Source organism: Paenibacillus piscarius (genome assembly GCF_022234545.1).
GTDB lineage: Bacteria > Bacillota > Bacilli > Paenibacillales > Paenibacillaceae > Paenibacillus_AQ > Paenibacillus_AQ piscarius.
The window spans coordinates 574,020-596,008 of record NZ_JAIEUI010000001.1 but is presented as its reverse complement, the minus strand read 5'-3'; the positions used below and the strand labels follow the sequence as shown (position 1 = coordinate 596,008).

Annotated in this window: 21 protein-coding genes; 2 read left to right on the top strand and 19 right to left on the bottom strand. The window is 56.8% G+C overall.

Translation table 11 applies throughout. From position 1 onward, the window contains the following. Positions 1-47: 47 nt before the first annotated feature. Positions 48-236: a 50S ribosomal protein L28 gene (rpmB, locus tag K1558_RS02710; protein WP_019911441.1), complete on the top strand. Its 189-nt coding sequence runs from the start codon at positions 48-50 to the stop codon at positions 234-236. Between the two features lie 74 nt (positions 237-310). Here the strand turns inward: rpmB and spoVM are convergent, their stop codons facing one another. From spoVM to K1558_RS02630, 16 genes are all read right to left on the bottom strand, one after another. After that, on the bottom strand, positions 311-391 hold the full coding sequence (gene spoVM, locus K1558_RS02705; protein WP_006675261.1) for a stage V sporulation protein SpoVM: 81 nt from the start codon (positions 389-391) through the stop codon (positions 311-313). 184 nt (positions 392-575) lie between these two features. Further along, positions 576-1,244, bottom strand: a complete 669-nt coding sequence (gene rpe / locus K1558_RS02700; RefSeq protein WP_238649819.1) for a ribulose-phosphate 3-epimerase — start codon at positions 1,242-1,244, stop codon at positions 576-578. Between the two features lie 5 nt (positions 1,245-1,249). Then, positions 1,250-2,155, bottom strand: coding sequence for a ribosome small subunit-dependent GTPase A (gene rsgA, locus K1558_RS02695; RefSeq protein ID WP_238649818.1), 906 nt, complete (start codon positions 2,153-2,155; stop codon positions 1,250-1,252). Between the two features lie 127 nt (positions 2,156-2,282). After that, the gene (gene pknB, locus K1558_RS02690) at positions 2,283-4,547 is read right to left on the bottom strand and encodes a Stk1 family PASTA domain-containing Ser/Thr kinase (RefSeq protein WP_238649817.1); all 2,265 of its coding nucleotides are present in this window, start codon (positions 4,545-4,547) and stop codon (positions 2,283-2,285) included. Then, positions 4,544-5,320 (bottom strand): Stp1/IreP family PP2C-type Ser/Thr phosphatase, encoded by a 777-nt coding sequence (locus tag K1558_RS02685; RefSeq protein ID WP_238649816.1) that lies wholly within the window; start codon positions 5,318-5,320, stop codon positions 4,544-4,546. Before K1558_RS02685 ends, pknB begins: the two co-directional genes overlap by 4 nt. 6 nt (positions 5,321-5,326) lie before the next feature. Then, a complete protein-coding gene (gene rlmN, locus K1558_RS02680; RefSeq protein ID WP_238649815.1) occupies positions 5,327-6,367 on the bottom strand; it encodes a dual-specificity RNA methyltransferase RlmN in 1,041 nt (346 codons plus the stop codon). Positions 6,368-6,526: 159 nt separating this feature from the next. Continuing rightward, positions 6,527-7,885 carry a 16S rRNA (cytosine(967)-C(5))-methyltransferase RsmB gene (gene rsmB / locus K1558_RS02675; protein ID WP_238650009.1) on the bottom strand — a complete coding sequence of 453 codons (1,359 nt, stop codon included), beginning with the start codon at positions 7,883-7,885 and terminating at the stop codon, positions 6,527-6,529. A 131-nt stretch (positions 7,886-8,016) separates the two neighbouring features. After that, positions 8,017-8,958, bottom strand: a complete 942-nt coding sequence (fmt, locus tag K1558_RS02670; protein ID WP_238649814.1) for a methionyl-tRNA formyltransferase — start codon at positions 8,956-8,958, stop codon at positions 8,017-8,019. Positions 8,959-8,963: 5 nt separating this feature from the next. Beyond that, positions 8,964-9,449 carry a peptide deformylase gene (gene def / locus K1558_RS02665; protein ID WP_238649813.1) on the bottom strand — a complete coding sequence of 162 codons (486 nt, stop codon included), beginning with the start codon at positions 9,447-9,449 and terminating at the stop codon, positions 8,964-8,966. Positions 9,450-9,522: 73 nt separating this feature from the next. Then, entirely contained in the window at positions 9,523-12,054 is a 2,532-nt protein-coding gene (gene priA, locus K1558_RS02660; protein ID WP_238649812.1) for a primosomal protein N', read from the bottom strand. Next, positions 12,054-13,286, bottom strand: a complete 1,233-nt coding sequence (gene coaBC, locus K1558_RS02655) for a bifunctional phosphopantothenoylcysteine decarboxylase/phosphopantothenate--cysteine ligase CoaBC (RefSeq protein WP_238649811.1) — start codon at positions 13,284-13,286, stop codon at positions 12,054-12,056. The genes priA and coaBC overlap by 1 nt, the downstream gene beginning before the upstream one ends. A 226-nt stretch (positions 13,287-13,512) precedes the next feature. Further along, positions 13,513-13,713, bottom strand: coding sequence for a DNA-directed RNA polymerase subunit omega (gene rpoZ / locus K1558_RS02650; protein WP_238649810.1), 201 nt, complete (start codon positions 13,711-13,713; stop codon positions 13,513-13,515). A gap of 54 nt (positions 13,714-13,767) precedes the next feature. Continuing rightward, complete coding sequence (gmk, locus tag K1558_RS02645) at positions 13,768-14,337, bottom strand: guanylate kinase (RefSeq protein WP_238649809.1); 570 nt, start codon at positions 14,335-14,337, stop codon at positions 13,768-13,770. Positions 14,338-14,355: 18 nt separating this feature from the next. Next, the gene (gene remA / locus K1558_RS02640; RefSeq protein ID WP_006209218.1) at positions 14,356-14,616 is read right to left on the bottom strand and encodes an extracellular matrix/biofilm regulator RemA; all 261 of its coding nucleotides are present in this window, start codon (positions 14,614-14,616) and stop codon (positions 14,356-14,358) included. Between the two features lie 51 nt (positions 14,617-14,667). Then, a complete protein-coding gene (locus tag K1558_RS02635) occupies positions 14,668-15,564 on the bottom strand; it encodes a YicC/YloC family endoribonuclease (protein WP_238649808.1) in 897 nt (298 codons plus the stop codon). A 35-nt stretch (positions 15,565-15,599) separates the two neighbouring features. After that, a complete protein-coding gene (locus K1558_RS02630) occupies positions 15,600-17,477 on the bottom strand; it encodes a bifunctional homocysteine S-methyltransferase/methylenetetrahydrofolate reductase (protein ID WP_238649807.1) in 1,878 nt (625 codons plus the stop codon). Positions 17,478-17,593: 116 nt separating this feature from the next. Between K1558_RS02630 and K1558_RS02625 the strand changes: the two genes are divergently transcribed. Next, positions 17,594-17,851: a hypothetical protein gene (locus K1558_RS02625; protein ID WP_238649806.1), complete on the top strand. Its 258-nt coding sequence runs from the start codon at positions 17,594-17,596 to the stop codon at positions 17,849-17,851. Here K1558_RS02625 and K1558_RS02620 read toward each other — a convergent pair. The 3 genes from K1558_RS02620 to K1558_RS02610 are packed head-to-tail and all read right to left on the bottom strand — an operon-like array spanning position 17,824 to position 21,811. Further along, positions 17,824-18,924 carry a GerAB/ArcD/ProY family transporter gene (locus tag K1558_RS02620; protein WP_238649805.1) on the bottom strand — a complete coding sequence of 367 codons (1,101 nt, stop codon included), beginning with the start codon at positions 18,922-18,924 and terminating at the stop codon, positions 17,824-17,826. The two genes, K1558_RS02625 and K1558_RS02620, sit on opposite strands and share 28 nt — an antisense overlap. Positions 18,925-18,954: 30 nt before the next feature. Further along, entirely contained in the window at positions 18,955-20,151 is a 1,197-nt protein-coding gene (locus tag K1558_RS02615; RefSeq protein WP_238649804.1) for a Ger(x)C family spore germination protein, read from the bottom strand. Further along, positions 20,141-21,811, bottom strand: coding sequence for a spore germination protein (locus K1558_RS02610; protein WP_238649803.1), 1,671 nt, complete (start codon positions 21,809-21,811; stop codon positions 20,141-20,143). The genes K1558_RS02615 and K1558_RS02610 overlap by 11 nt, the downstream gene beginning before the upstream one ends. Between the last annotated feature and the right edge of the window lie 178 nt (positions 21,812-21,989).

The window sequence follows — 21,989 nt, the reverse complement described above, 5'->3', positions numbered from 1 at the left end:
TTTAAGTATTGTTTTATGCAGGTGTACGTAACAAGGAGGTGTAATCTATGTCCCGCAAATGTACAGTAACAGGCAAGAAACCGGGCAGCGGCAACCACGTATCTCACGCGAACAACCGTAACCGTCGCTCTTGGGGAGTTAACGTTCAGAAGGTCCGTATCCTCGTGAACGGTAAACCGAAACGCGTCTACGTCAGCACCCGTGCTCTGAAAGCCGGTAAGGTTGAACGCGTCTAGTTTAATATTTGTAACAAAAAGCACCCTTTACCTACGTAAGGTGCTTTTTTTCATATTTTCTTATCCGATTGAACTTAACTCTTCTGAAAAGTGTTCAAAATCGCTTTAACAAAACCTCCCAAAAACTTCGGCAGCTTAAACGTGTAAAATTTCATGATTCACCCTCCCATCAATTCTTGCGTTGCAGTAGGAGACTATCCTGTCATGCTGTTGTATTCCAACGGACTGCAGACCTCCCTTATGGTACAAAAAAAGGCTACATGAGATTTCTGCTCATGTAACCATATTTATGCGTGCACAACTTGGCCTATACCACCCGGTACAGGAATGCACAAGCAATTAAGAGACTGCACCTTCTGCCGCTTCACGGATGGCCCGGATCGCCCCCGCACGATCACTGCGCCCAAAGACTGCATTGCCGGCTACAAGCACATCGGCTCCCGCTTCAGCGACAAGCGGTGCAGTGGCTTCGGCGATTCCGCCATCCACTTCTATCAGTAAGCCGGGGTGACGGAGCTCCGCTGCCCATTGCCGGAGCTGCCTGATTTTGTGCAGCGTACGCGGAATGAACGCTTGGCCGCCGAAGCCCGGATTCACGGTCATGACAAGTACCATATCTACATCCTCCAGAACCTCACGCACCGCCGAAGCCGGTGTGCCCGGATTGATTGCTACTCCGGCCATCAGGCCCAGCTCCTTGATCTGGTGCACAACGCGGTGCAGATGAACGCAAGCTTCCGCATGAACCGTGATGACTGAAGCGCCTGCAGCTGCAAATGCAGCAATATAATTCTCGGGATGCTCAATCATCAGGTGAACATCGAGCGGCAGCGAGGTATGCTGTTTCACCGCTGCACAAATTACGGGGCCGAGTGTAATATTCGGCACGAACTGCCCGTCCATTACATCTACATGAATCCAGTCCGCACCGCTGGCTTCGGCTTCAGCCACCTCTGCACCAAGCGCTGCGAAATCCGCTGACAATATGGAAGGAGCAATTTTCACCATGAGTTTCAGTACCTCCGCTTTTTATCTTTCATTTCATTAAAGAACAGCTTGTAATGCCCGTAACGGCTGTCGGCAATCTCCCCGGCTTCCCAGGCCTCAATCACCTTGCAGCCCGGCTCATGCAGGTGGCTGCAGCCGCGGAATTTGCAGTTCTCCGCATAAGCGGCGAACTCGCGGAAGCATGTTGAGAGCTCTTCAACCCCCAGCTCCAGGAAGTCCAGCTGGCTGAAGCCCGGCGTATCGGCGACAAACCCGCCGCCCCCGATATCCATGAGCTCTACATGACGTGTGGTGTGACGCCCCCGTCCAAGGCGGAGACTGATCTCGCCCGTCTCCAGCTCAAGTCCAGGCACCAGCCGGTTGAGCAGGGTGGACTTACCGACGCCAGACTGGCCGGAGAAGACACTGATAATGCCGGCCAGCCGTTCCCGCAGCTCCTCAGCCCCGGTTCCGTTCAGGGAGCTGGTGACCATCACCTCGTATCCGATCCGCTCATACAGGGCTTTGACAGCCTCCGTAGTCTGGCCGTCCTCCTCTTCAAGATCCTGCTTCGTGAGTACGATCAGCGTGTCGAGACCGGAATGCTCGATATGAACCAGGAACTTGTCCAGCAGATTCAGGTTCATATCCGGCTCCCGGACGGAGAACAGCAGCACTGCCAGCTTCACATTCGCCACAGGCGGGCGGACAAGCTCAGATTCGCGGGGAAGCAGCTCATCCACCATACCTTCCCCGTTCTCTGTAAGCACGTAGACGATCCGGTCGCCTACCAGCGGAGCCGTCCCCTTCTTCTTCAGAATCCCCCGCCCGCGGCATTGGACCGCCTCTTCCTCGGTTGCGATCTGTCCATCTCGAAGCGGCTTCACATAGTAATATCCGCTTAATGCTTTGATTATGATTCCTTCAGGCATACATGCTGACCCTTCCTCTCCTGATATTTGCGCAAATGACCCAAGATGAGGAATCCCCGGGTCATTTGCGCCGCCTCAGCCCTGCCGGTGATGTCACCGGAACAGAATATCTGAAGCCTATCTCATGTTATGGTTTGCCGGGTTTCTCCTTGCCAGGCTTGCCCCCGGTTTCTTTGCCCTTGCCCAGGCCTTTGTTATTAGTGTTGCCCTGGCTACTGTTAACAACCGTCACATTCGCATTCTCCCCGTTAGCGGGCAGATAACCGGTCTGGTCTGTCTCTCCCGTCACCGGAACTTCACCTCCGCCGTCCGGCGGCAGAATCTCCGGCTCTACGGTAGGCTCCGGAGTAGGCGTCTCAGTCGGTGCAACGGTCGGCGCCGGGGTCGGTGTCTCCATAGGTGGAGGCTCCGGCTGCTGCACGGTGCCGTTCTTGACATCTACATACGTGATCGGATAGGTCTCAAGGAATTGCCCGTCACGGTAGACGGAGACCATTCCGTCCTTGTTCGGCGCCAGCAGCATATTCACAGACAGAGTCTGGCTTTTGCCGATCGTTCGTGTACCCCATTCCTGATTCTCACCATTGTTGCGCGCATCCGCAAAGACAATACGGATCTTGCTCTTCTTGCCTTCTGCAACCGGTGCTACAGGAACATTGAAGGTGAATTCCAGCGCCTCATCGGGATACCCTGTGCTAATGTAGATGGTGATCTTCTCGCCTGGAGGAACCAGATCCCCTGGCTCATAAGCCCACTGCTTCGTGACCTTGCCCTTCTCAATGGTGAAGCTAGACTCTTCCTTGACCGCATCCAGCACTAACCCAGCCTTCTCCAGTGCAGCCTTAGCCTCCTTCTCAGTCTTCCCGAGCAGGTCAGGCATTTGGGTGCTCTCCTTGCCTTTGCTTACGGCCAGCTTGACGGTGACAGTCTCAGGGTCATACTCACTGCTTGCAGCAGGCTCGGAGCTGATGACCTTGCCCTTGTCGAAATCCTCGCTGTACCGTTCATCGGGAGTGATATTGCCTTGGGCAATACCCAGGGCCATCAGCTCTTTGACCGCATCTTCATAGGTCTTACCCGATACATCAGGCAGCTTGGGCAGTATCTTCGCCGTGCTGACGGTAAGAATAATATGTGTACCTTCCTTAACCATTGTATTGGTCTTGTTCTGCTTCCAGACGATGTTCTCTGCGAAGCCCTCTTTGTATTCCTGCAGCGGCGGTTCCTCGGCAAGGAGGCCCACGGCTTCAAGCTCGGCCTTGGCTTCCTCGAAGGATTTGCCGGTCACGACCGGCACCGCTACTTCATCAACCGACAATTTGGAGTTGACATACCATACGATCCCTGTCATTGCAATCAGGACGGCCAGGGTAAGACTAATCCATAACACCGCACGGCCTTTCTTGCGCTTCTCGGGCACAGGCGGCTGAACCTCCTCCATGCTGCGGAGCCGCTCCTCTCCGCCTCCGGCCCGGCTGCCCAGTCCCCGCTGCAGCGGCTTAATCGCCGGAATAATACGCGTCCGGTCCTCGTCATCCTCATCCTGGAACAAGGCCTTGGCTTCGCTTCTGCGCTCAGGCAACAGGCAGGTCTCCAGATCCTGAAGCATCTGCTTGGCCGACTGATACCGTTCGTCAGGGTTCTTACGCATCGATTTCAGAATGACATTCTCCACGCTCTGCGGAATCAGCGGATTCAGCAGCCGCGGCTCCTCGAACTCCTCCTGCAGATGCTTCAGAGCGACACTAATCGGGCTCTCCCCGAGAAACGGCAATACTCCGGTAAGCATCTGGTAGAGTACAATTCCAAGTGAATACAGGTCGGATTTCTCCCCTGTAGTCACACCTTTGGCATGTTCCGGCGAGAAGTAATGCACCGAGCCCACGACTGACCCGGTTTGGGTAATCGTCGTGGACGTAACCGCCCGGGCGATCCCGAAGTCGGTGACCTTGACCCGTCCGTTACGGCCGATCAGAATGTTATGAGGTTTAATATCGCGGTGAATAATCTGGTTCATATGCGCATGATCAAGAGCATCGCAGATCTGCGACGCAATCCGTACGGCTTCATCCACCTGCAGCGGGGCCCGCTCTTTGATAATCTCGTTCAGGTTCTTGCCTTCAATATATTCCATAACGATATAATGAACTTCATCTTCCTGGCCCACATCATAGATGCTGACTACATTCGGATGTGATAATGATGCGGCAGATTGTGCCTCACGCCGGAACCGGCGGATGAATTCCTCATCATGCACAAACTGGTTGCGCAATACTTTGATAGCAACATTGCGGTTCAACAGAATATCATGGGCTCTGTAGACGAGCGCCATGCCGCCTCCGCCGATCCGTTCAATAATTTGGTAACGGCCGCCCAATTCGTGACCGATCATGTATCCCACTCCTTTGTCTCGGGCACTGCGGCCTCTCCTTGGTGTTCCAGCATAGCAACGCTTATATTATCGCTGCCGCCCGCAAGCAATGCCAATTGAAGTAAACGGTCTGCCCGTTCCTCCAGAGATATTTCATGGATTCCGGCTACCTTGCCCAGATGCTCCGGGCTGACATAATTGCTGAGCCCGTCGCTGCAGAGCAGGAGAAGTTCCCCCGGCCCAAGCGTTACCTGGACCATATCGGCAGATACTACGGTATCTGTCCCCAGCGCTCTGCTCAGCACATTGCGGCGCGGATGATGATCTACTTCCTCCAGACTGATCTGGCCGCTCTTGAACAGCTCATGAACCAGCGTATGGTCCTCGGTTAATTGTCTGGCGGTGCCACTCTGAATCAGGTAAGCCCTGCTGTCCCCGATATGGCCGATGAAGCCCGCCGCCCCCTTCAGCAGCGCTGCGACAATAGTTGTTCCCATGTTGTGAAACTCCTCATTGCTCTGCGCCTCTCTGTAGACTGTGGTGTTGGCTTCCATAATGGCGGCATTCAGCGCCGCCTTCAGCTCCTCCTCCGGAAGATCCGGCGGGAGCGGGTCGAGCCTATCCCTGACGGTCTCCAGCGCAAGCTTGCTCGCGGTATCACCGGCCAGATGTCCCCCCATCCCGTCGGCGATTACGCCGAGGGTATAACCGTGGCGCGTCGCGCCGATCCAGACTGAGTCCTCATTGACCGTGCGTACCCGGCCGATGTCGCTGGCTTGAACAGTTCTGATCAAATATCCTCACCCCAACTCCATATGTTTGGCACGCAGTTGACCACATGCGGCCGCAATATCATGGCCCTGCTCACGGCGGATGGTAACATTCACGCCCTGATCGGCCAGTATACGCTGAAATTCAAAGATATCATTACGGGAAGTCCGGACATACTTGCGCTCAGGCACATGATTGACCGGAATCAGATTCACATGGCATAGCATCGTCTTCAGCACACCGGCAAGCTCCTTGGCATGCTCCGGCTGGTCATTCACCCCGCCGATCAAAGCGTACTCGAAGGTAATCCGGCGACCGGTCTTGGCCTGATAGTAACGAAGAGATTCGATTACATCGTCAAACGGATAACGGCGGTTCACCGGCATCAGCTTGGAGCGCAAGGTATCATTCGGAGCATGAATAGAGATGGCCAGATTGATCTGCGTATCTTCATCCGCAAACTTGTAGATGTTCGGCACGATGCCGCTGGTGGATACAGTGATATGGCGCTGGCCGATATTCAGGCCTTTCTCGTGGATCATCAGACGGAGGAATCTCATGGTGGCATCATAATTCTCGAACGGCTCGCCTGTCCCCATAATGACAATGCTGCTGACACGTTCGCCGCGCGCATCCAGGATCTGCTGGGAGCGGACCACCTGGGCCACAATCTCGCCTGCAGTCAGGTCCCGCTTCAGTCCGCCGAGCGTGGAAGCACAGAAGGTACAGCCAATCCGACAGCCGACCTGGGTCGTTACGCATACGCTATTGCCGTAATTATGCTTCATAATAACAGTCTCGATTGCATGATCATCATGCAGGCCAAACAGGAACTTCACGGTGCCGTCTTTGGACTCCAGCTTCGTGATTTCAGTGAGCGCCGACAGGCTGAACTGCTCGGCAAGCTTGCTGCGGAGCGCCTTGGAGAGATTGCTCATGGCGTCGAACTCATTGACCCGCTTCACATACAGCCAGTCGAAGATCTGTCCGCCGCGGAATGCCGGCTCTCCATTGTCCTTCGCCCATTGCTGCAATTCTTCTAACGTCAAATCATATATTAAAGGTTTCATTGTTGTATGCACCTGATCTTTCCTAAATTATATGCGTATTGTTTCTCATTCTTCCTATTTTAACACAAATCTCAGAGACGGTAAAAGAAAAGCCCGCCACACAGAATACGCTGCGGGCGGGAAGCCGTAGTGCAAGGGTATCTCTATCCGTTATTTCCGTTAAGACAGTCTTTCCAGACGGGCGATATAGAACCCGTCGCTGCCATAATGATGAGGAAGAATCTGAATCCCCTCCCCCATGGCAAGTGCGGTTCCCTTCACCCGTTCCCAGACAGGAGACTGAAAGCTTGCCGGGGCGAAGTCCGGGTTGCGCTCCAGGAACCCGGCGACAACCTCGCTGTTCTCCGCCTGCTCAGTCGTACAGGTGCTGTAGACCAGCACTCCTCCCGGCTTCAGCAGCCGGGAGACCGACTGCAGCAGCTCGCGCTGCAGCGCTGCTATACCGGCTACATCCTCCGGCTGCTTCCGCCACTTCAGGTCCGGCTTGCGGCGGATCACGCCAAGCCCGGAGCAAGGGGCATCCAGCAGAATACGGTCATAGGATGCCGGGGGAAGAGACTCTACCAGCTTCAGCGCATCGCCGCTTGCCGTTGTAATGCACTCCAGGCCGAGCCGTGAAGCCTGCTCAGCGATCAGCTTCGCCTTATGCTCATGCAGGTCATTCGCCAGGATCAGTCCCTGATCCTTCATCAACTCGCCCATATGAGCGCTCTTGCCGCCGGGAGCGGCGCAGCAGTCGAGCACCTTCATGCCCGCCTCTGGAGCCACAGCCTCGGCCACGAGCATAGAGCTCTCGTCCTGGACGGACAGATAGCCGTCCCTGTACCAGGAAGAGAGTGCCAGATTGCCGCCGCCGCGGATCACCACCCCGAAGGGGCTGAGCTCCGATTCCACGGCATCGAGGCCGGACGCGCTCAGCTCGTCCACCAGCGACGACCGGCTGGTCATCGTCGTATTCACCCGGACACTGACCGCCGGCGGCTCATTGTTCGCCGCACACATGGCTTCAGCCGTATCGAGGCCATATTCTGCCGACCAGCGCCGCACCATCCACAGCGGATGGGAGTGCAGGATGGAGATCCGCTCCTCCCGGCTGAGCCCCTCCGGCAGGACGGGCAGCTCGCCGGCCCGCAGCACGCTGCGCAGGACGCCGTTAACCATCCCGGAGATTCCCTGATGGCCTCTCCGCTTGGCAATATTCACCGCCTCATTGACGGCTGCATGGGATGGAATCCGGTCCAGATACATAATCTGGTACAGGCTCAGCCGCAGCAGCCCCCGCACCCAAGGCTCCAGCTTGGCCAGGCCCTTGCTGACGAAGCCGTCCAGTACAAAGTCCAGCGTAATCATCCGCGAGAGGGTTCCATAGACCAGCTCTGTTGCAAGGCCCGTGTCCTCCCGGCTAAGTTCAGCCTTCTGCAGGCTGCTGCCGAGCAGCAGGTTGCTGTATGCGCCCTGCTGCTCTACGCGGACAAGAACATCAAGCGCGACTTCACGCGCCGAGACCGGAGCCGGCAGCTTTCCGCCCGGCTTCCCGGACCCGCTGCCGCGCCGCCCGCCGCCCGAAGGCGCTCTGCCGCTACCTGACGCCGGCTTGCCGGGAGACTGCGGACGGCTTGCTCTTTTGCCGCCTGTGCTGCCGCCCGCGCTCAACCGAGCACCGTGCCGGGCGTAAGCGTCGTCCCGCGGCTGAAGTCAGCTGCACTCATCGCTTTTTTGCCGGCAGGCTGAACAGTGGTCAGATGCAAAGAAGCGTCACCGGTCTTGACCTCTACGCCGCTTGCACTCACAGACAGCACCGTGCCTGGAGCCGCATCGCCCCCGGCGTCTTGACCAGCCTCCGGCTTCGCTGCAGCCCAGACCTTAAAGGTCTCGCCGTTCCACAGGGTGAAGGCACCCGAGAACGGGACAAGGCCGCGAATCTGGTTGTATATCTCACGTGAATTCCTGCTCCAGTCGATCCGTTCATCATCACGGCTCAGATTGGGCGCATAAGTAGCTTCGCTCTCATCCTGTACCGCAGCCTCCACACGCCCGGCAGCAAGGCGCGGCATTTCTGCCCGAAGCAGATCCCGCCCGGCTGCGCTAAGCTTGACGAACAGTGTACCCGAGGTATCCTCCTCCTCGATCGGCACTTCAACCCGGGAGATCATATCCCCGGTGTCCAGCCCTTCAGCCATATACATCAGTGTAACACCGGTCACTTGCTCGCCGTTCATAATGCAGCGCTGAATCGGGGCACCGCCCCGGTATTTGGGCAGCAGAGAGCCGTGAACGTTCACACACCCGTTCTGCGGCAGCTCAAGCACGCTCTTCGGAAGAATCTGCCCGTAAGCGGCAGTCACGATCAGATCCGGCTCATAGGCAGCAAGCTCCGCTACGGCCTCCGGCCGGCGCAGACGCTCCGGCTGAAGGACCGGCAGCCCCAGTTCCAGCGCCGCCTCCTTCACCGGAGAAGGCACCAGTGTCTTCTTGCGGCCCTGGGGACGGTCCGGCTGGGTCACAACAGCGGCAATCTCATAACCCTCTTCCACCAGCATCCGCAAGCAGGGTACCGCAAAGGCCGGTGTTCCCATGAACACTATTTTCATTTCCTTCACTCCTCTGGTTCTTTGCGTTCCGGTGTATACTCATAGACCTTCTCGGCGATATCTGTGAACAGCACGCCGTTCAGGTGGTCGATCTCATGCTGAAACGCCCGGGCCAGCAGACCGTTTCCGGTAATCGTCACTTCCTCGCCCTCCCGGTTCAGGCCGCGTACGGTCACCGTCTCGGCCCGGCGGACGTCGCCGTTGAGACCGGGAATGCTCAGACAGCCTTCGGGTCCGAACTGCTCGCCTTCCATGCTGACAATCTCCGGGTTGATCAGCTTGATCAACCCATGCTCTTCATCGGCATCCACGACGATCAGCCGTTTCAGGATGCCCACCTGCGGGGCGGCAAGGCCCACGCCTTCTGCGTCATACATCGTATCTGCCATATCATCAAGCAGCTTTTGAACGTTGGGGGTAATATTCGTTACCGTTTTTGCTTTTTTGTGCAACACTTCATCCGGTTCTTTCACAATCAGTCTGATTGCCATTACACTAACACCATCCTTGTTCTGTACATATCTGATATCTGTCTGTATGCAATGATTGTAACACGCCGCCCGGTTACATCAACATCTGCGGATCGACGTCGATGCTGATCTGCAGTCCCTTGTCACGGACCGAATCCTCCAGCTCTTCAGCCACCCGGCGGGCCAGGCCGATCGCATCAATGGCCCCGCGCCACTTGATAATACACTGGAACCGGTACCGGCCCTTCAGCCTCGGCAGCGGGGAGGCCACCGGTCCCAGCAGGTCCAGCGCATCGGAGGAGAGCTTATCAAGGCTCCCGAACCAGCGCAATTGTCTGGCCTTGCCTTGGATGCCCTGCGCATAATTCTCTGCCAGCTTCAGCAGCAGCGGAAGCTGCTCATGGGACAGGGTGACCAGAATCAGCCGGCAATAAGGCGGATAATGCAGCTCCTTGCGGTGCTTCAGCTCATCGCGGACGAAAGAGCGGTAGTCATGCCCGCTGGCATGAATAATCGAATAATGCTCAGGGGTGTACGACTGCACCACCACCTCACCGGGCAGCTGATGCCGCCCCGCCCGCCCGGCAACCTGCGTAAGCAGCTGGAAGGTCTTCTCGGCCGCCCGGAAGTCGGGCAGATTTAGCGCAGAGTCGGCCGTGATGACGCCAACCAGAGTAACATCGGGGAAGTCCAGCCCCTTGGCGACCATCTGGGTGCCCAGCAGCACATCTGCCTTCTTGTCCCTGAACTGGTTCAGCAGCTTCTCATGAGACCCCTTCTCTGTCGTCGTGTCCACATCCATACGGATCACCCGGATGCCGGGGAACAGCTTACCGAGCTCCTCTTCCACCCGCTGGGTGCCGGTTCCGAAGAAGCGGATATGCTCGCTCCCGCATTCCGGGCACAGCTTGGGAGCCGGCTCGGCATGGCCGCAGTAGTGGCAGCGGAGATTGTCGCTGCGGCTGTGATAGGTCAGCGAGATATCGCACTCCGGGCAGCCGGCTACATAGCCGCAGCTCCGGCACATGACGAACGTCGAGAAGCCACGGCGGTTCAGCAGAAGTACTGTCTGTTCCCCGCGCTCCAGCCTGGCCGCCAGAGCGGCATGAAGCCTGCGGCTGAACATAGAACGGTTGCCTTCCTTAAGCTCCGCGCGCATATCGACCACATCCACCTTCGGCAGCTTATTGCCGAGTGCGCGGCTGGGCATCTCCAGCAGAACCGGCGAGAAGTGGATATCGCTCTGGCTGCGCGCGGCATGATAGCTCTCCAGCGACGGGGTAGCCGAGCCTAGAATCACTGCCGCCCCGCCCTGCTCCGCCCGGCGCACAGCCACATCACGGGCATGATATTTCGGATTCTCCTCCTGCTTGTAGGAGCCTTCATGCTCTTCATCCATTATAATCAGGCCCAGATTGGCGAACGGGGCAAATACGGCAGATCGCGCCCCGACCGCTACCATCGCCTTGCCTTCACGGATTTTGCGCCACTCATCGTAACGCTCGCCAACCGACAGCCGGCTGTGCATTACTGCCACCCCGCTGCCGAACCGGCCCTTGAACCGCTCGACCATCTGCGGGGTCAGTGCAATCTCGGGAACCAGCACCACAGCCTGCCGTCCCTGTTCAATGCAGCGCTGGATACACTGCAGATAGATCTCTGTCTTCCCGCTGCCGGTTACCCCGTGCAGCAGGAAGACCTCGTGCATCTGCCGTTCGATCACATCTACGATTCTATCGTAGACGGCTTGCTGCTCCGCCGTCAACGGCAGCGGGGCGCTTGGCTTGAAGTCACGTCCCTGGTAAGGGTCACGGTACACTTCGATTTCACTGATCTCAATATACCCTTTATCCTCCAGCGCTTTGACCGTACCCGCCGTTACCTGAAGGATCGACAGGATATCCTTCAGCGGCATCGGCAGCATGGCCTCCATCTCAACCAGATAGGAGAGCACTTCCTTCTGCCGCGCCGAACGTGCCGGGAAGCCGGACAACGACTCGCGCGCTGCCGAGAGGCCTATCGCCAAATCTACGGCCTTCAGCTTCTTTTTGCCCAGCTTGTCCTTAATCGACTGGCTCTCGGATAATACCCCGCGCCGCACCATGAACTTAATCGTCTCAGCCGCATCCGGGAAGGAACGGGTCAGCAGCTTCATCGACACCTCGCTGTGGCGTCTGACGAAGTCGATAATCTCCTGTTCTTCATTACCTTCTTCCAGGAACAGCGGGAACAGCTCGTCTCCGGACTGCTGCCCTGATTCCGCCGCATCCCCCAGCGAGATCAGCCGCTCGGCTTTGCCTTTGAGGGCAGTCGGAAGCATCGCCTGCAGGGCGGAAATCCGTCTGCAGGCATACCGCTGGCTCATCCAGTCTGCCAGCTCCACCAGCTCCGGCGACAACGGCGGCAGCAGATCCAGCACCTCAACAATCGGCTTCAGCTTGCTATTGCTGCCGGTGTCTCCCGATTCCAGGGAGACCACGAACCCCTGAACCGTCCGCCCCCCGAAGGGAACAGCCACCCTGCTGCCGACCTCGGTCCACAGCTTCAGGGCATCCGGGATGATATAATCAAACGGCCGGTCGGTGCTGCGCACAGGAACATCGACAATGACCTTGGCAATATCCATTATAGTGAAGCTCCGGCAGCCCGCTCTGCAGCCAGCCGCAGCACCTGGCGTGCCACCTCATCCTTGGAGGCCAGCGGGAGATCAAGCACCAGGCCATCCGCATCATAAACTTTAACAATATTGGTATCCGTGCCGAACCCGGCCCCCGTGGCAGTAACATCATTGGCTACAATCAGATCCAGATTCTTGCGGACCAGCTTATCCTTGGCATAGAATTCGGCATCTCCGGTCTCGGCGGCAAAGCCGACCAGGAACTGCCCTGTCTTGGCCCGCCCCAGACTCTCCAGAATATCGGTGGTCTTCACAAGTTCAAGGGTCATAGTATCGCCGCTCTTCTTAATCTTCGATTCTGCACTCTGCCTTGGGCGGTAATCTGCAACTGCAGCTGCCTTGATCAGAATATCGCAATTCTCCCAGCGCTGCATCACCGCTTCATGCATATCCTGTGCCGATTGGACACGGACCAGTGTAATTCCGGTATCGCGGGGCGGCGCTTCATCGGTGCGGGCAGCAATCAGCGTCACCTCAGCGCCCATGGCGCGCGCGGCGCGCGCCAGCGCGAAGCCCATTTTGCCCGAGGAGTCATTGGAGATGTAGCGGACCGGATCGATACGCTCCACCGTCCCGCCTGCGGTAATTACCACTTTGCGGCCGCTTAGCGGTCCGGATTTCCGGTCCTGCTGCAGCGCAAAAAAATGCTCGACCACCTTCACAATCGCCTCCGGCTCCTCCAGCCGGCCTTTGCCGACATACCCGCAGGCCAGCAGCCCTTCGCCCGGCTCAATGAACTGCACCCCCCGGTTATAGAGGATGTCCAAGTTACTGAGCACCGCCGGATGCTGATACATATGCACATTCATAGCCGGAGCAATCATCACGGGGGCTGTAGTCGCAAGGAGAGTTGTCGACAGCATATCATCCGCAATCCCGTGCGCCATTTTGGCGATAATGTTAGCGGTGGCCGGTGCAACCAGAACCAGATCGGCGGCATCCGCCAGATCAATATGCGAGATCGAGGACGGATCACGTTCCTGAAACGTATCACTGTACACCCGCTGCTTCGACAGCGACTGAAGTGTCAGCTCCGTAATGAATTGCTTGGCCGATGCCGTCATTATGACATGCACCTTAGCCCCTTGCTGGGTTAGCTTGCTCGTTAAGGCCGCAGCCTTGTATGCCGCAATTCCGCCTGTAATACCGAGTATAATCGACTTCCCTTGTAAACTCTTCACTTGCGCTCTCCCCCCGCTTCTTCATTTGCAGCCGCTTGTTTCGTATTTCTAATATTTTCCTGATTTGTAGAGAAAAAAATAACAACCTTCCGGTTGTCAGGAACAGCCCGGTACGGGCCATTATCAATTTAGTTGCACTTGCCGGGCCGAAATGGCTCTGCCGCCTATTGAGACGGCACCATTTCAACATCTGGCAGTAACGATTCTTGAACCGGCATCCGCCGTCCTATTCCTCGCCGCGCGTAACCAGAATACGGTCCTCATAGATCTCTTCCAGCGCAACACCAACATATTTATGCGATTTCGGCGCATGAATATCTGTCTTGCCGCCTTCCCGGAGTGCTCTGGCCCGGCGGGCCGAAGCTACCACTAGAGAATACTTGCTGTCAACCTTATTCATCATTTCATCAATGGATGGATATAGCACGTACGACACCTCTTCATCTTTAATCTGGGTCAATCATCATTTCTAGGAGACCGCTCATCTCACCTTACAATGTTCGGCGATAATAATGCTTTCTATTCGCTTACAGGCCAGATCAATCTCATCGTTCACCACGGCATAGTCGTAATGACGGATCAGACTGATCTCATCCTCGGCCACTGACATACGGTGGCTGATCACATCGGGATGCTCCGTGCCGCGTCCGCGGATGCGGTCCTTCAGCTCATCCATGGACGGCGGAAGCAGGAAGACAAAGATGCCTTCGGGGAATTTCTCTTTGACCTTGAGCGCGCCCTGAACCTCAATCTCGAGAATAATATCTCTTCCGCTCTCCAGAGTCTTCTCCACGAAGTCACGCGGTGTCCCGTAATAATTGCCTACGTACTCTGCGTATTCGAGCAGCTTGTCGCCTTCAATCATATCAGCGAACTGCTCTCTGGATTTGAAGAAGTAATTAACGCCGTCCTCTTCGCCTTCACGCGGCGAACGCGTGGTGGCCGATACAGAATAGACGAGCTCAGGCATCCTCGGCCGCAGTGCAGAGCACACCGTGCCTTTGCCGACACCGGAAGGGCCGGATAAGATAATCAGCAATCCTTTTGACATAGTACACTCCATTTGTTGTTATTCGTCGTTATCGTCATCTTTGCTGGACAGGCGGTGAGCGACCGTCTCCGGCTGAACCGCCGAGAGAATCACATGATCGCTATCGGTTATAATGACAGCCCGCGTCCGCCTCCCGTAGGTGGCATCGATCAGCATATGCCGGTCTCTGGCCTCCTGGATAATTCTCTTGATCGGTGCCGATTCCGGGCTGACAATGGAAATAATGCGGTTCGCTGACACGATATTCCCAAAGCCGATGTTGATTAATTTGATTGCCATGTTCCGGTTGTTCCCCCCATAAGTTCCATCATTGCTTGCGTAAGGCTTCTGTTATTCCAGGTTCGCCGCCTGCTCGCGGATCTTCTCAAGCTCTGCCTTCAGCTCCACTGTGAGATTCACTACACCGAGATGATTGCACTTGGACCCGATTGTGTTGGTCTCCCGGTTCATCTCCTGAATCAGAAAATCCAGCTTGCGTCCTGCAGGCCCGCCGCCCAGCAGCAAGGCCCGGCATTGCCCGAAATGGCTCTCCAGCCGGGTCAATTCCTCGTCGATATTGCAGCGGTCTGCAAACAAAGCAACCTCCATGCCGAACTTATGCTCGTCCCAAGGGAAGGTCCCGTCATTCAGCAGGTCCAGCCGCTGCCGCAGCTTCTCGCGGTATTCCCGGACGGTCTGGGGCGCAAGTTCGCTGATCCCGGCATGAAGCTCCTTCAGGCGGTCCAGCCGCCGCAGCAGATCTTCTGCCAGATGGGCACCTTCACGGGCCCGCATCTCAAGCAATGCGTCCAGGCTCAGCTGAAGCCCCTGCTGCAGCAGCTCCGGAAGCTCTTCGCAGGAATCCGCCGCCGTTGATGCCGAATCCTCCCTTGCTGCCATAACACCGGGAAGAGAGAGCAGCTCCGCCAGGGAGAGCTCCCCCTTGAGACCATACTCGCGGACCAGCGCCTCCGCGGACTCCAGATAAGCCTTCGCAGCACTGCGGTTCAGCGCATAGGTCTCGGCAGACCCTTCCGCCAGCTCTCTATTAATGATAACATCTACCCGTCCACGCTTGATATGGCCCTGAACCATTCTGCGCAGCAGATCCTCATAAGCCGTCCACTCCCGGGGCATCCGCAGCACAACTTCGCAGTAACGGTTGTTCACCGATTTGACTTCGAACGTAATCTTGTGTCCGCCGAATTGCAGGGCCGACTGACCGTATCCGGTCATACTATAAGACAACGGAATCACATCCATTACACTATTGTAATTGATTATTACAAGCAAAACAAGGGGGATAATTGGCGCCCCTGTTTGGCCCAGATATACTCCAGCAGCTGGACGCTCATATCATAGAACATAAACGGAGTAATCAGATAAATGCCGTTAAAATGTGCGGTGGCCGCATCCAGCAGCTCCTTGGCAATCTGGACGCCTTCAGCGCGTCCGGCTTCCCCTTCGAGGTCCTTCATCCGGCTGCGGACTTCATCCGACAGCTGAATGCCCGGCACCTCATTATGAAGGTATTCCGCATTACGCCCGCTGGCCAGCGGCATAATCCCGATGAAGATCGGGATCTCAAGATGTGCAGTGGCCTCGGCAATACGGACAATGAGCTCTGGGTCATAGACCGGCTGGGTCATGATATAGTCCGCACCGGAAGCAATCTTCTTCTCCAGCCGTTCCACGGCCTTATTCAGATGCTTCACATTGGGGTTGAACGCCGCACCGATGACGAACTTCGCCTTCTGCTTAAGCGGCTTGCCGGAGAAAGCGACACCGTCATTAAGCTGTCTGATCATCCGTATAATCTCGAACGAGGTCAGGTCATAAATTGAGCTTGAACCGGGCAGGTCCCCGAAGCGCGCAGGGTCGCCCGTTACGGCCAGCACATGATCTATCCCCAGCGCATCGAAGCCCATCAGATGAGACTGGGTTCCGATCAGGTTGCGGTCCCTGCAGGCGATGTGCACGAGCGGCCGCAGGCCAGTGCGGGCCTGCACAAGGTGACCAAGCGCCATGTTGCTCATCCGGGTCACGGCGAGCGAATTGTCGGCCAGCGTCAGCGCATCGGCTCCCGACCGGCGCAGCGCCTCTGCCCCTTTCATGAACTTCGCAATGTCCAGATCGCGCGGCGGGTCCAGCTCCACAATGACAGTGTGCCGTTCCTTCACCAGATCAACCAGCGTAGGCTCGCCGCCTTCCTGCTCTGCTTCATCCGCCAGATGCTCGTGGACAGCGATGCGTTCAGCCGTTCTCGGTGCGGCCGGTTCCGGCAGCGGTTCAGCTACATAGCCCTTCAGCGCAGCGGAGATCTCGGCAATATGGCGCGGAGTCGTGCCGCAGCATCCGCCGATGATCCGGCTGCCCATATCGGCGAAGACCGTCGCCATCTGGCCGAAATATTCCGGCGATGCGCCGTAGCGGTATTGGCCGTCTACATAATCCGCTACCCCCGCATTCGGATAGATTGATACCGGAAGCACCAGACTGCCCTGGAGGGTACCCAGCGCACGCTTGATACCGTTCGGTCCGGTGTTGCAGTTGAAGCCGATCACATCCGCCCCGTCCTGCTCCAGGATATGGAACGCTTCAGGTAGCGTCAACCCGTCCAGCGTGCGCGCCGAATCATCTACAGCCAGCTGGCAGATCACCGGCAGCGCGCTGAGCTTGCGCACTGCCTTCAGGGCCAGATGCAGCTCCTCCACGTCATAGAAGGTCTCCAGCATAATCCCGTCCGGCTGCTCCTCCAGCAAGGCCGCAATCTGCTGCGAGAAGAACCGCTTCAGCTCGGCCGCAGACAGATTGGCCCGCTTGCCGGCACGGATGGAGCCGATCGCCCCGACGACATAGCCCTTCTCTCCGGCGGCCTGGCGGGCAATGCGGACTCCGGCACGGTTAATCTCCGCTACCTTGGACTCCAGCCCGAACTTAGACAGCTTATCGTAGTTTGCCGAATAGGTATTACTCTCCAGCAGCACAGCACCTGCATCAATATAGCTCCGGTGCACTTCCTCAATGACCCCCGGCGAGGTCAGATTCAATTCCTCATAGGAGATGCCCACAGGAAAACCCTTCTGATACAAAAGGGTTCCCATCGCCCCGTCTCCGACCAATACGTTATTCTCCCATGCAGAGCGTAAATCCGGCTTCACCGCAAGAACCTCCCCCAACTCACATTAGTTTCATACTAATGTAACATAAATCGGGATGATTGGTAAGCTATTGATCCATACTACGTCTGAACTGCTACGATAAGGAGCTGGCTGGCATGAAAAAGAAAACAAGACGGCTGCTGCTGCGTAAATACGCCGTAATTCTACTGCTGTCTGCACTGTCCCTGCTGTATCTGTACCTGATGGACCGGATGCTGGGCTATGGCGTGAACAATATCGGCTATATCATCAATTATCTGCTCTATACCGCCTCCGAGAAGCTGGCTGCCGTGATCCTTCTCCTGTGTCTGGTCGTGCCGGATGCCGTATACTGGATACGCGGAAATCAGCCGGGACGCGGTTCCGAGAAGTAATCACGGACAGTGTTAACAATGATCAGCAGAGCGGGAATAACGATCATAGCGAAGGGATAGATCCTGTAGAGCAGAATGCCCCCCTCTTCCAGATGCTCAACGAAGCTGCGCGCATCCAGCATGGAGGTGAAGAGGATGATCAGCGCGCACGGATAGAGCATTCTGCGGTAGGGCAGGCGGAACAGCTCGGAGATGCCGATCAGCGCGGCAGCGAAGAACACGGACATTTTGAAGAATACCCCGATAATCAGCACCATGACCACGAAAATATCGACCCGCTGAATGAAATCCGAAATCGAGATCTTGCTGATCGTCGGCATCAGCGGAAGCGGCGAACGCTCCACGATATCAGCGCCCAGCACCGAAATATTCAGCGCCATCGTGAAGCTGAGCACCAGTGCGGAGAACAGCATGGCTGCAGCGATGATCCAAGGCCCTTTTTTGGCGTTTCCGAGGTAAGGCATCAGCATAGTGAAGCACACCATCTCCCCGAACGGAAACATGTAATTCTGATGAATGACTGAAGAAACGACCGGCTGAAGTCCGTTCTCAAGGACAGGCAGGAGCCGGTTCAGGTTAATGCTCCCCGAGAAGATCAGCAGAACCGTCCCGAACAGGCCGATTCCCATCACCACCACCGCAAATACAATGGAGGTTCTGCCCAGCACCTCAAGGCCTTTATGCAGCACATAAGCCCCCGAGAGCAGCATCAGGGTGCTGAGAATAAATAACGGGGTGTTATGCATCGTAGCCATTGCCAGCATAGAGCTCCCATCACGCAAATCCCGGCCGGCCAGGTTGAGGTAGAGCACAATATAACTTAAAGCTACCGGAGTCCCGATATATTTGCCGAGCAATTTACGCGTGTAGGCTGTGAAGGGCAGCCCCGGGTGCTTACGGTACAGATAGGCATATCCCGTGAACATGACCAGTCCTGCCGCGCAGCCAATCAGAATGGAGATCCAGGCATCGCGGCCTGCCCCCATCCCGAGGTTCACCACCAGCGCCGTCCCCAGCTCGAACAGAACCGTCAGGCAAAAAAACTCTCCAAGCCCCATTTTGACTGAACCCATATGCTATTGAACCTCCTCACCCAGCTGAAGCTAGTTAATTTGAAAAGAATTGCTGCGCATGTCGGTATGCCGGATCACTACATCGGCCTCATACTTCACGGTACAACGGGCAAACACATCCTCCCAATGCTCCCTGACCTTCTTCCAGCCGTGCGGGTCCTCCCGCTGCAGCGCCTGGCCGAAGCCGAGAACATCACTCTTGATATCCCGGGCGGAGGCTACGGCCGCCTTCAGCTTCCTGACGGTCTCTTCCGCCAGCTGCTGTGACAGCTCATCCAGCACCTGAGGCGATGTCAGGTCGAGTGTGTTAGGAGATTCCTTGAGAGCAGCCTGCTGGGTAATCCGCACAGTGAACACAGGATGCTCCGCATCCTTGGACTGGACCTTCAGTGCAAGCTGGGACTGATACACATTGAAGGCCAGATAACCGCCCTGATGATCCCGGATCAGACTCGGGAAATCTCTGATCCGGTTGTGCAGCAGACCGGTGCCCATTGCAGCATCGCCTGTAAGCCAGCCCCTCAGCTTATCATCCTTGAAGGCGGCAAGCGCGGAGACTCTGAGCACCGAATGGGGCACAATGTCTTTCAGGTTCTCGTTGCTCTCTGCCTGCTCCCGGTCTCCGGTCGTAAAAACACCGTTAATTACCGGGCCGCCGCCCCTGATCTGAATTCCCCGGATGACATCATCTACCGCCATCTGGAAGTTATAGCCGAACTGCTTGGAGGTCGTCTCCAGCTTCTCCACCAGATCATTGGCAGGGATCTTGCTGAATACCGTCATCGTAGACATCAATTCATGTGCAGGCTGCCCCTTGGAGATGAAGACCATGCTGTTCAGCCGGGCATCACTCTCACGCTCCAGCACATCCAGGACATCCTTAATCCCTTCTCGGGCGAAGGCCTCAGAGATGACCAGTACCCTTATATGTCCCAGCGACAGGAGGCGCGCCGTCTGGCGGGAAGCATTCGCCAGCGCCTCGAACATGCTGCGTCCGGTCCCAGTGTAGACGGCAACCGGAGAGATCCCCCGGCTTTTCTCACCCGATATTTCCTCTGCCACAATCACCTGAAAGGACAGCCTGTATTTCTCAGCCTCGCTATCCCCCCTATCGATGGCTACCCCGGAGACAATGGCCCGCCGGTTCAGCTCCACGCTGTCCCAGCAGCCCGACAACAACGTCTGAAGCATCATAAGAAGGAGTAGGCAATAAGCTCTATTCTTCATGCTGATCCTCCTCTGTCCTGCGGATGAGCGGTGCCATCTGCTCCCGATGTCCGGTGCTAAGCTGCGCATATTCCGGCAGCTCCTTACGCAATTGCTCGGGGGGCTTGTCGGGCCCGCTGACCCAGAGCGGCAGCCTGAGGAAGGTATCCTTTTGCCCTTTGACGGACAGCGGAATGATAGGGAACAGATAAGGGACCCCGAAGGAGCGCAGGCTGTTCATATGGGCAACCAGCAGGATTAATCCCAGAGTGATGCCATAGAAGCCGAACAGGCTGGCCAGGATCAGAAAAGCAAACCGGATAATCCGTCCGGCAATCGCCATGTCATACGCCGGAATGGCAAAGCTGGCGATCCCGGTCAGCGCCACAACAATAACCATAATCGGCGTAATGATTCCGGCCTCTACTACTGCCGTCCCGAGAATAAGCGCCCCGACAACCGAGACGGTCTGGCCGATGGCACGCGGCATCCGCACCCCGGCTTCCCGCAGAATTTCAAAGGCGGTCTCCATCAGCAGCAGCTCCACAAAGGCCGGAAACGGCACATTCTCCCGCTGCGAGAGCAGATTGATCAGCAGGGTGGTCGGTATCATCTCATAATGATAGGTAGTGAGCGCAAGATAGACGGAAGGGCCCAGTATGAGCACCAGGAAGCTCAAATAGCGCACCAGCCGCATCAATATCACAATATCGAAGCGCTGGGAATAATCCTCGGCAGACTGGAAGAACTGCGTGAACACCGCCGGAAGAATCAGTACAAACGGAGTCCCGTCAATAATGACCACCACCCGGCCTTCGAGCAGATTGCCTGCCGCCACGTCAGGCCGTTCAGTGTTGTAGATGGTCGGAAAAGGTGTAAACGTCTTATCCTGGATCAATTCTTCAATATAACCTGATTCCAGCACCTCATCGAGCTGTATCTGGGCAAGCCGCTTTCTGGCCTCCCGGATCAGATCTTCTCCAGCTATTCCTTTCATATACATCAGCACCACGTGGGTCTGTGTCTCAGACCCCAGCTTCATCGCCTCCAGATACAGCCGCGGAGACCTGATCCGGCGGCGGATCAGTGAGATATTCGTGGCCGCCGACTCGACGAATCCGTCCTTCGGTCCCCGGATGACGAGCTGGGAGGAGGGTTCGCTGACTGCACGCTGTTCGCCGCCGCGGGTCCCGCACACGATCGCTGCCTTGCTGCCCTCCAGAAGAATCACTGTGTCCCCGGACAGAATAGCCAGCAACAGCTCCTTCCAATCCTCTTGGAGATCGGCATCCCCGATCTCCAGCGCACGGCTGAGGATGAGCCGGAGCAGCAGCTCTTCGTGACCGGAGGCGTCTGCGTCACGGCCGTCTCTCCCGCTTCCCGCCGGTATGCCTTGGGACAGATCACTGCTGTGGCCGAGCAGTGATCCCATAACGAATTCGTTCACAGCCGCGGGGTCCGCCAGTCCGCTTAAATGGACAGCGGCCGCTTCGGTCCGCGCCTCTGAGCCAATGCGGACTCTGCGGATCTTGAGATCCGGACTGCCGGCCAGTTCTGTCCGGATATTGACCAGACTCTGCGATACTGTGTCCGCCAGCCCCAGCGGTGTCTGGTCCGGCTGCACTCCTGCAGCGGAGCCCGCTCCAGCCGTCTGCTGCTTGCGGTGTGACCGTGACTTCATATCCGCGCCTCCCCCTGGTTCATTCAAGCTCTTATTATTCGCGGACTTCTCTTCCATTATTCGGCTGATCTTCCTAAGAACCAGGGCGGGCTAACTTCCGTTGGGTGATTGACTGCGCCGGAACATAACAAATCCCCTGCACCATGCGTGCAGGGGATAACATAGGTATGGGTTATGA

Coding starts and splice junctions, on each gene's coding strand:
- rpmB (WP_019911441.1), top strand. CDS start 48: ATGTCCCGCAAATGTACAGTAACAGGCAAGAAACCGGGCAGCGGCAAC.
- pknB (WP_238649817.1), bottom strand. CDS start 4,547: ATGATCGGTCACGAATTGGGCGGCCGTTACCAAATTATTGAACGGATC.
- rlmN (WP_238649815.1), bottom strand. CDS start 6,367: ATGAAACCTTTAATATATGATTTGACGTTAGAAGAATTGCAGCAATGG.
- remA (WP_006209218.1), bottom strand. CDS start 14,616: ATGGCAATCAAATTAATCAACATCGGCTTTGGGAATATCGTGTCAGCG.
- K1558_RS02625 (WP_238649806.1), top strand. CDS start 17,594: ATGAAAAAGAAAACAAGACGGCTGCTGCTGCGTAAATACGCCGTAATT.
- spoVM (WP_006675261.1), bottom strand. CDS start 391: ATGAAATTTTACACGTTTAAGCTGCCGAAGTTTTTGGGAGGTTTTGTT.
- priA (WP_238649812.1), bottom strand. CDS start 12,054: ATGGATATTGCCAAGGTCATTGTCGATGTTCCTGTGCGCAGCACCGAC.
- fmt (WP_238649814.1), bottom strand. CDS start 8,958: ATGAAAATAGTGTTCATGGGAACACCGGCCTTTGCGGTACCCTGCTTG.
- def (WP_238649813.1), bottom strand. CDS start 9,449: ATGGCAATCAGACTGATTGTGAAAGAACCGGATGAAGTGTTGCACAAA.
- K1558_RS02615 (WP_238649804.1), bottom strand. CDS start 20,151: ATGAAGAATAGAGCTTATTGCCTACTCCTTCTTATGATGCTTCAGACG.
- gmk (WP_238649809.1), bottom strand. CDS start 14,337: ATGTCAAAAGGATTGCTGATTATCTTATCCGGCCCTTCCGGTGTCGGC.
- rsgA (WP_238649818.1), bottom strand. CDS start 2,155: ATGCCTGAAGGAATCATAATCAAAGCATTAAGCGGATATTACTATGTG.
- K1558_RS02610 (WP_238649803.1), bottom strand. CDS start 21,811: ATGAAGTCACGGTCACACCGCAAGCAGCAGACGGCTGGAGCGGGCTCC.
- K1558_RS02620 (WP_238649805.1), bottom strand. CDS start 18,924: ATGGGTTCAGTCAAAATGGGGCTTGGAGAGTTTTTTTGCCTGACGGTT.
- rpe (WP_238649819.1), bottom strand. CDS start 1,244: ATGGTGAAAATTGCTCCTTCCATATTGTCAGCGGATTTCGCAGCGCTT.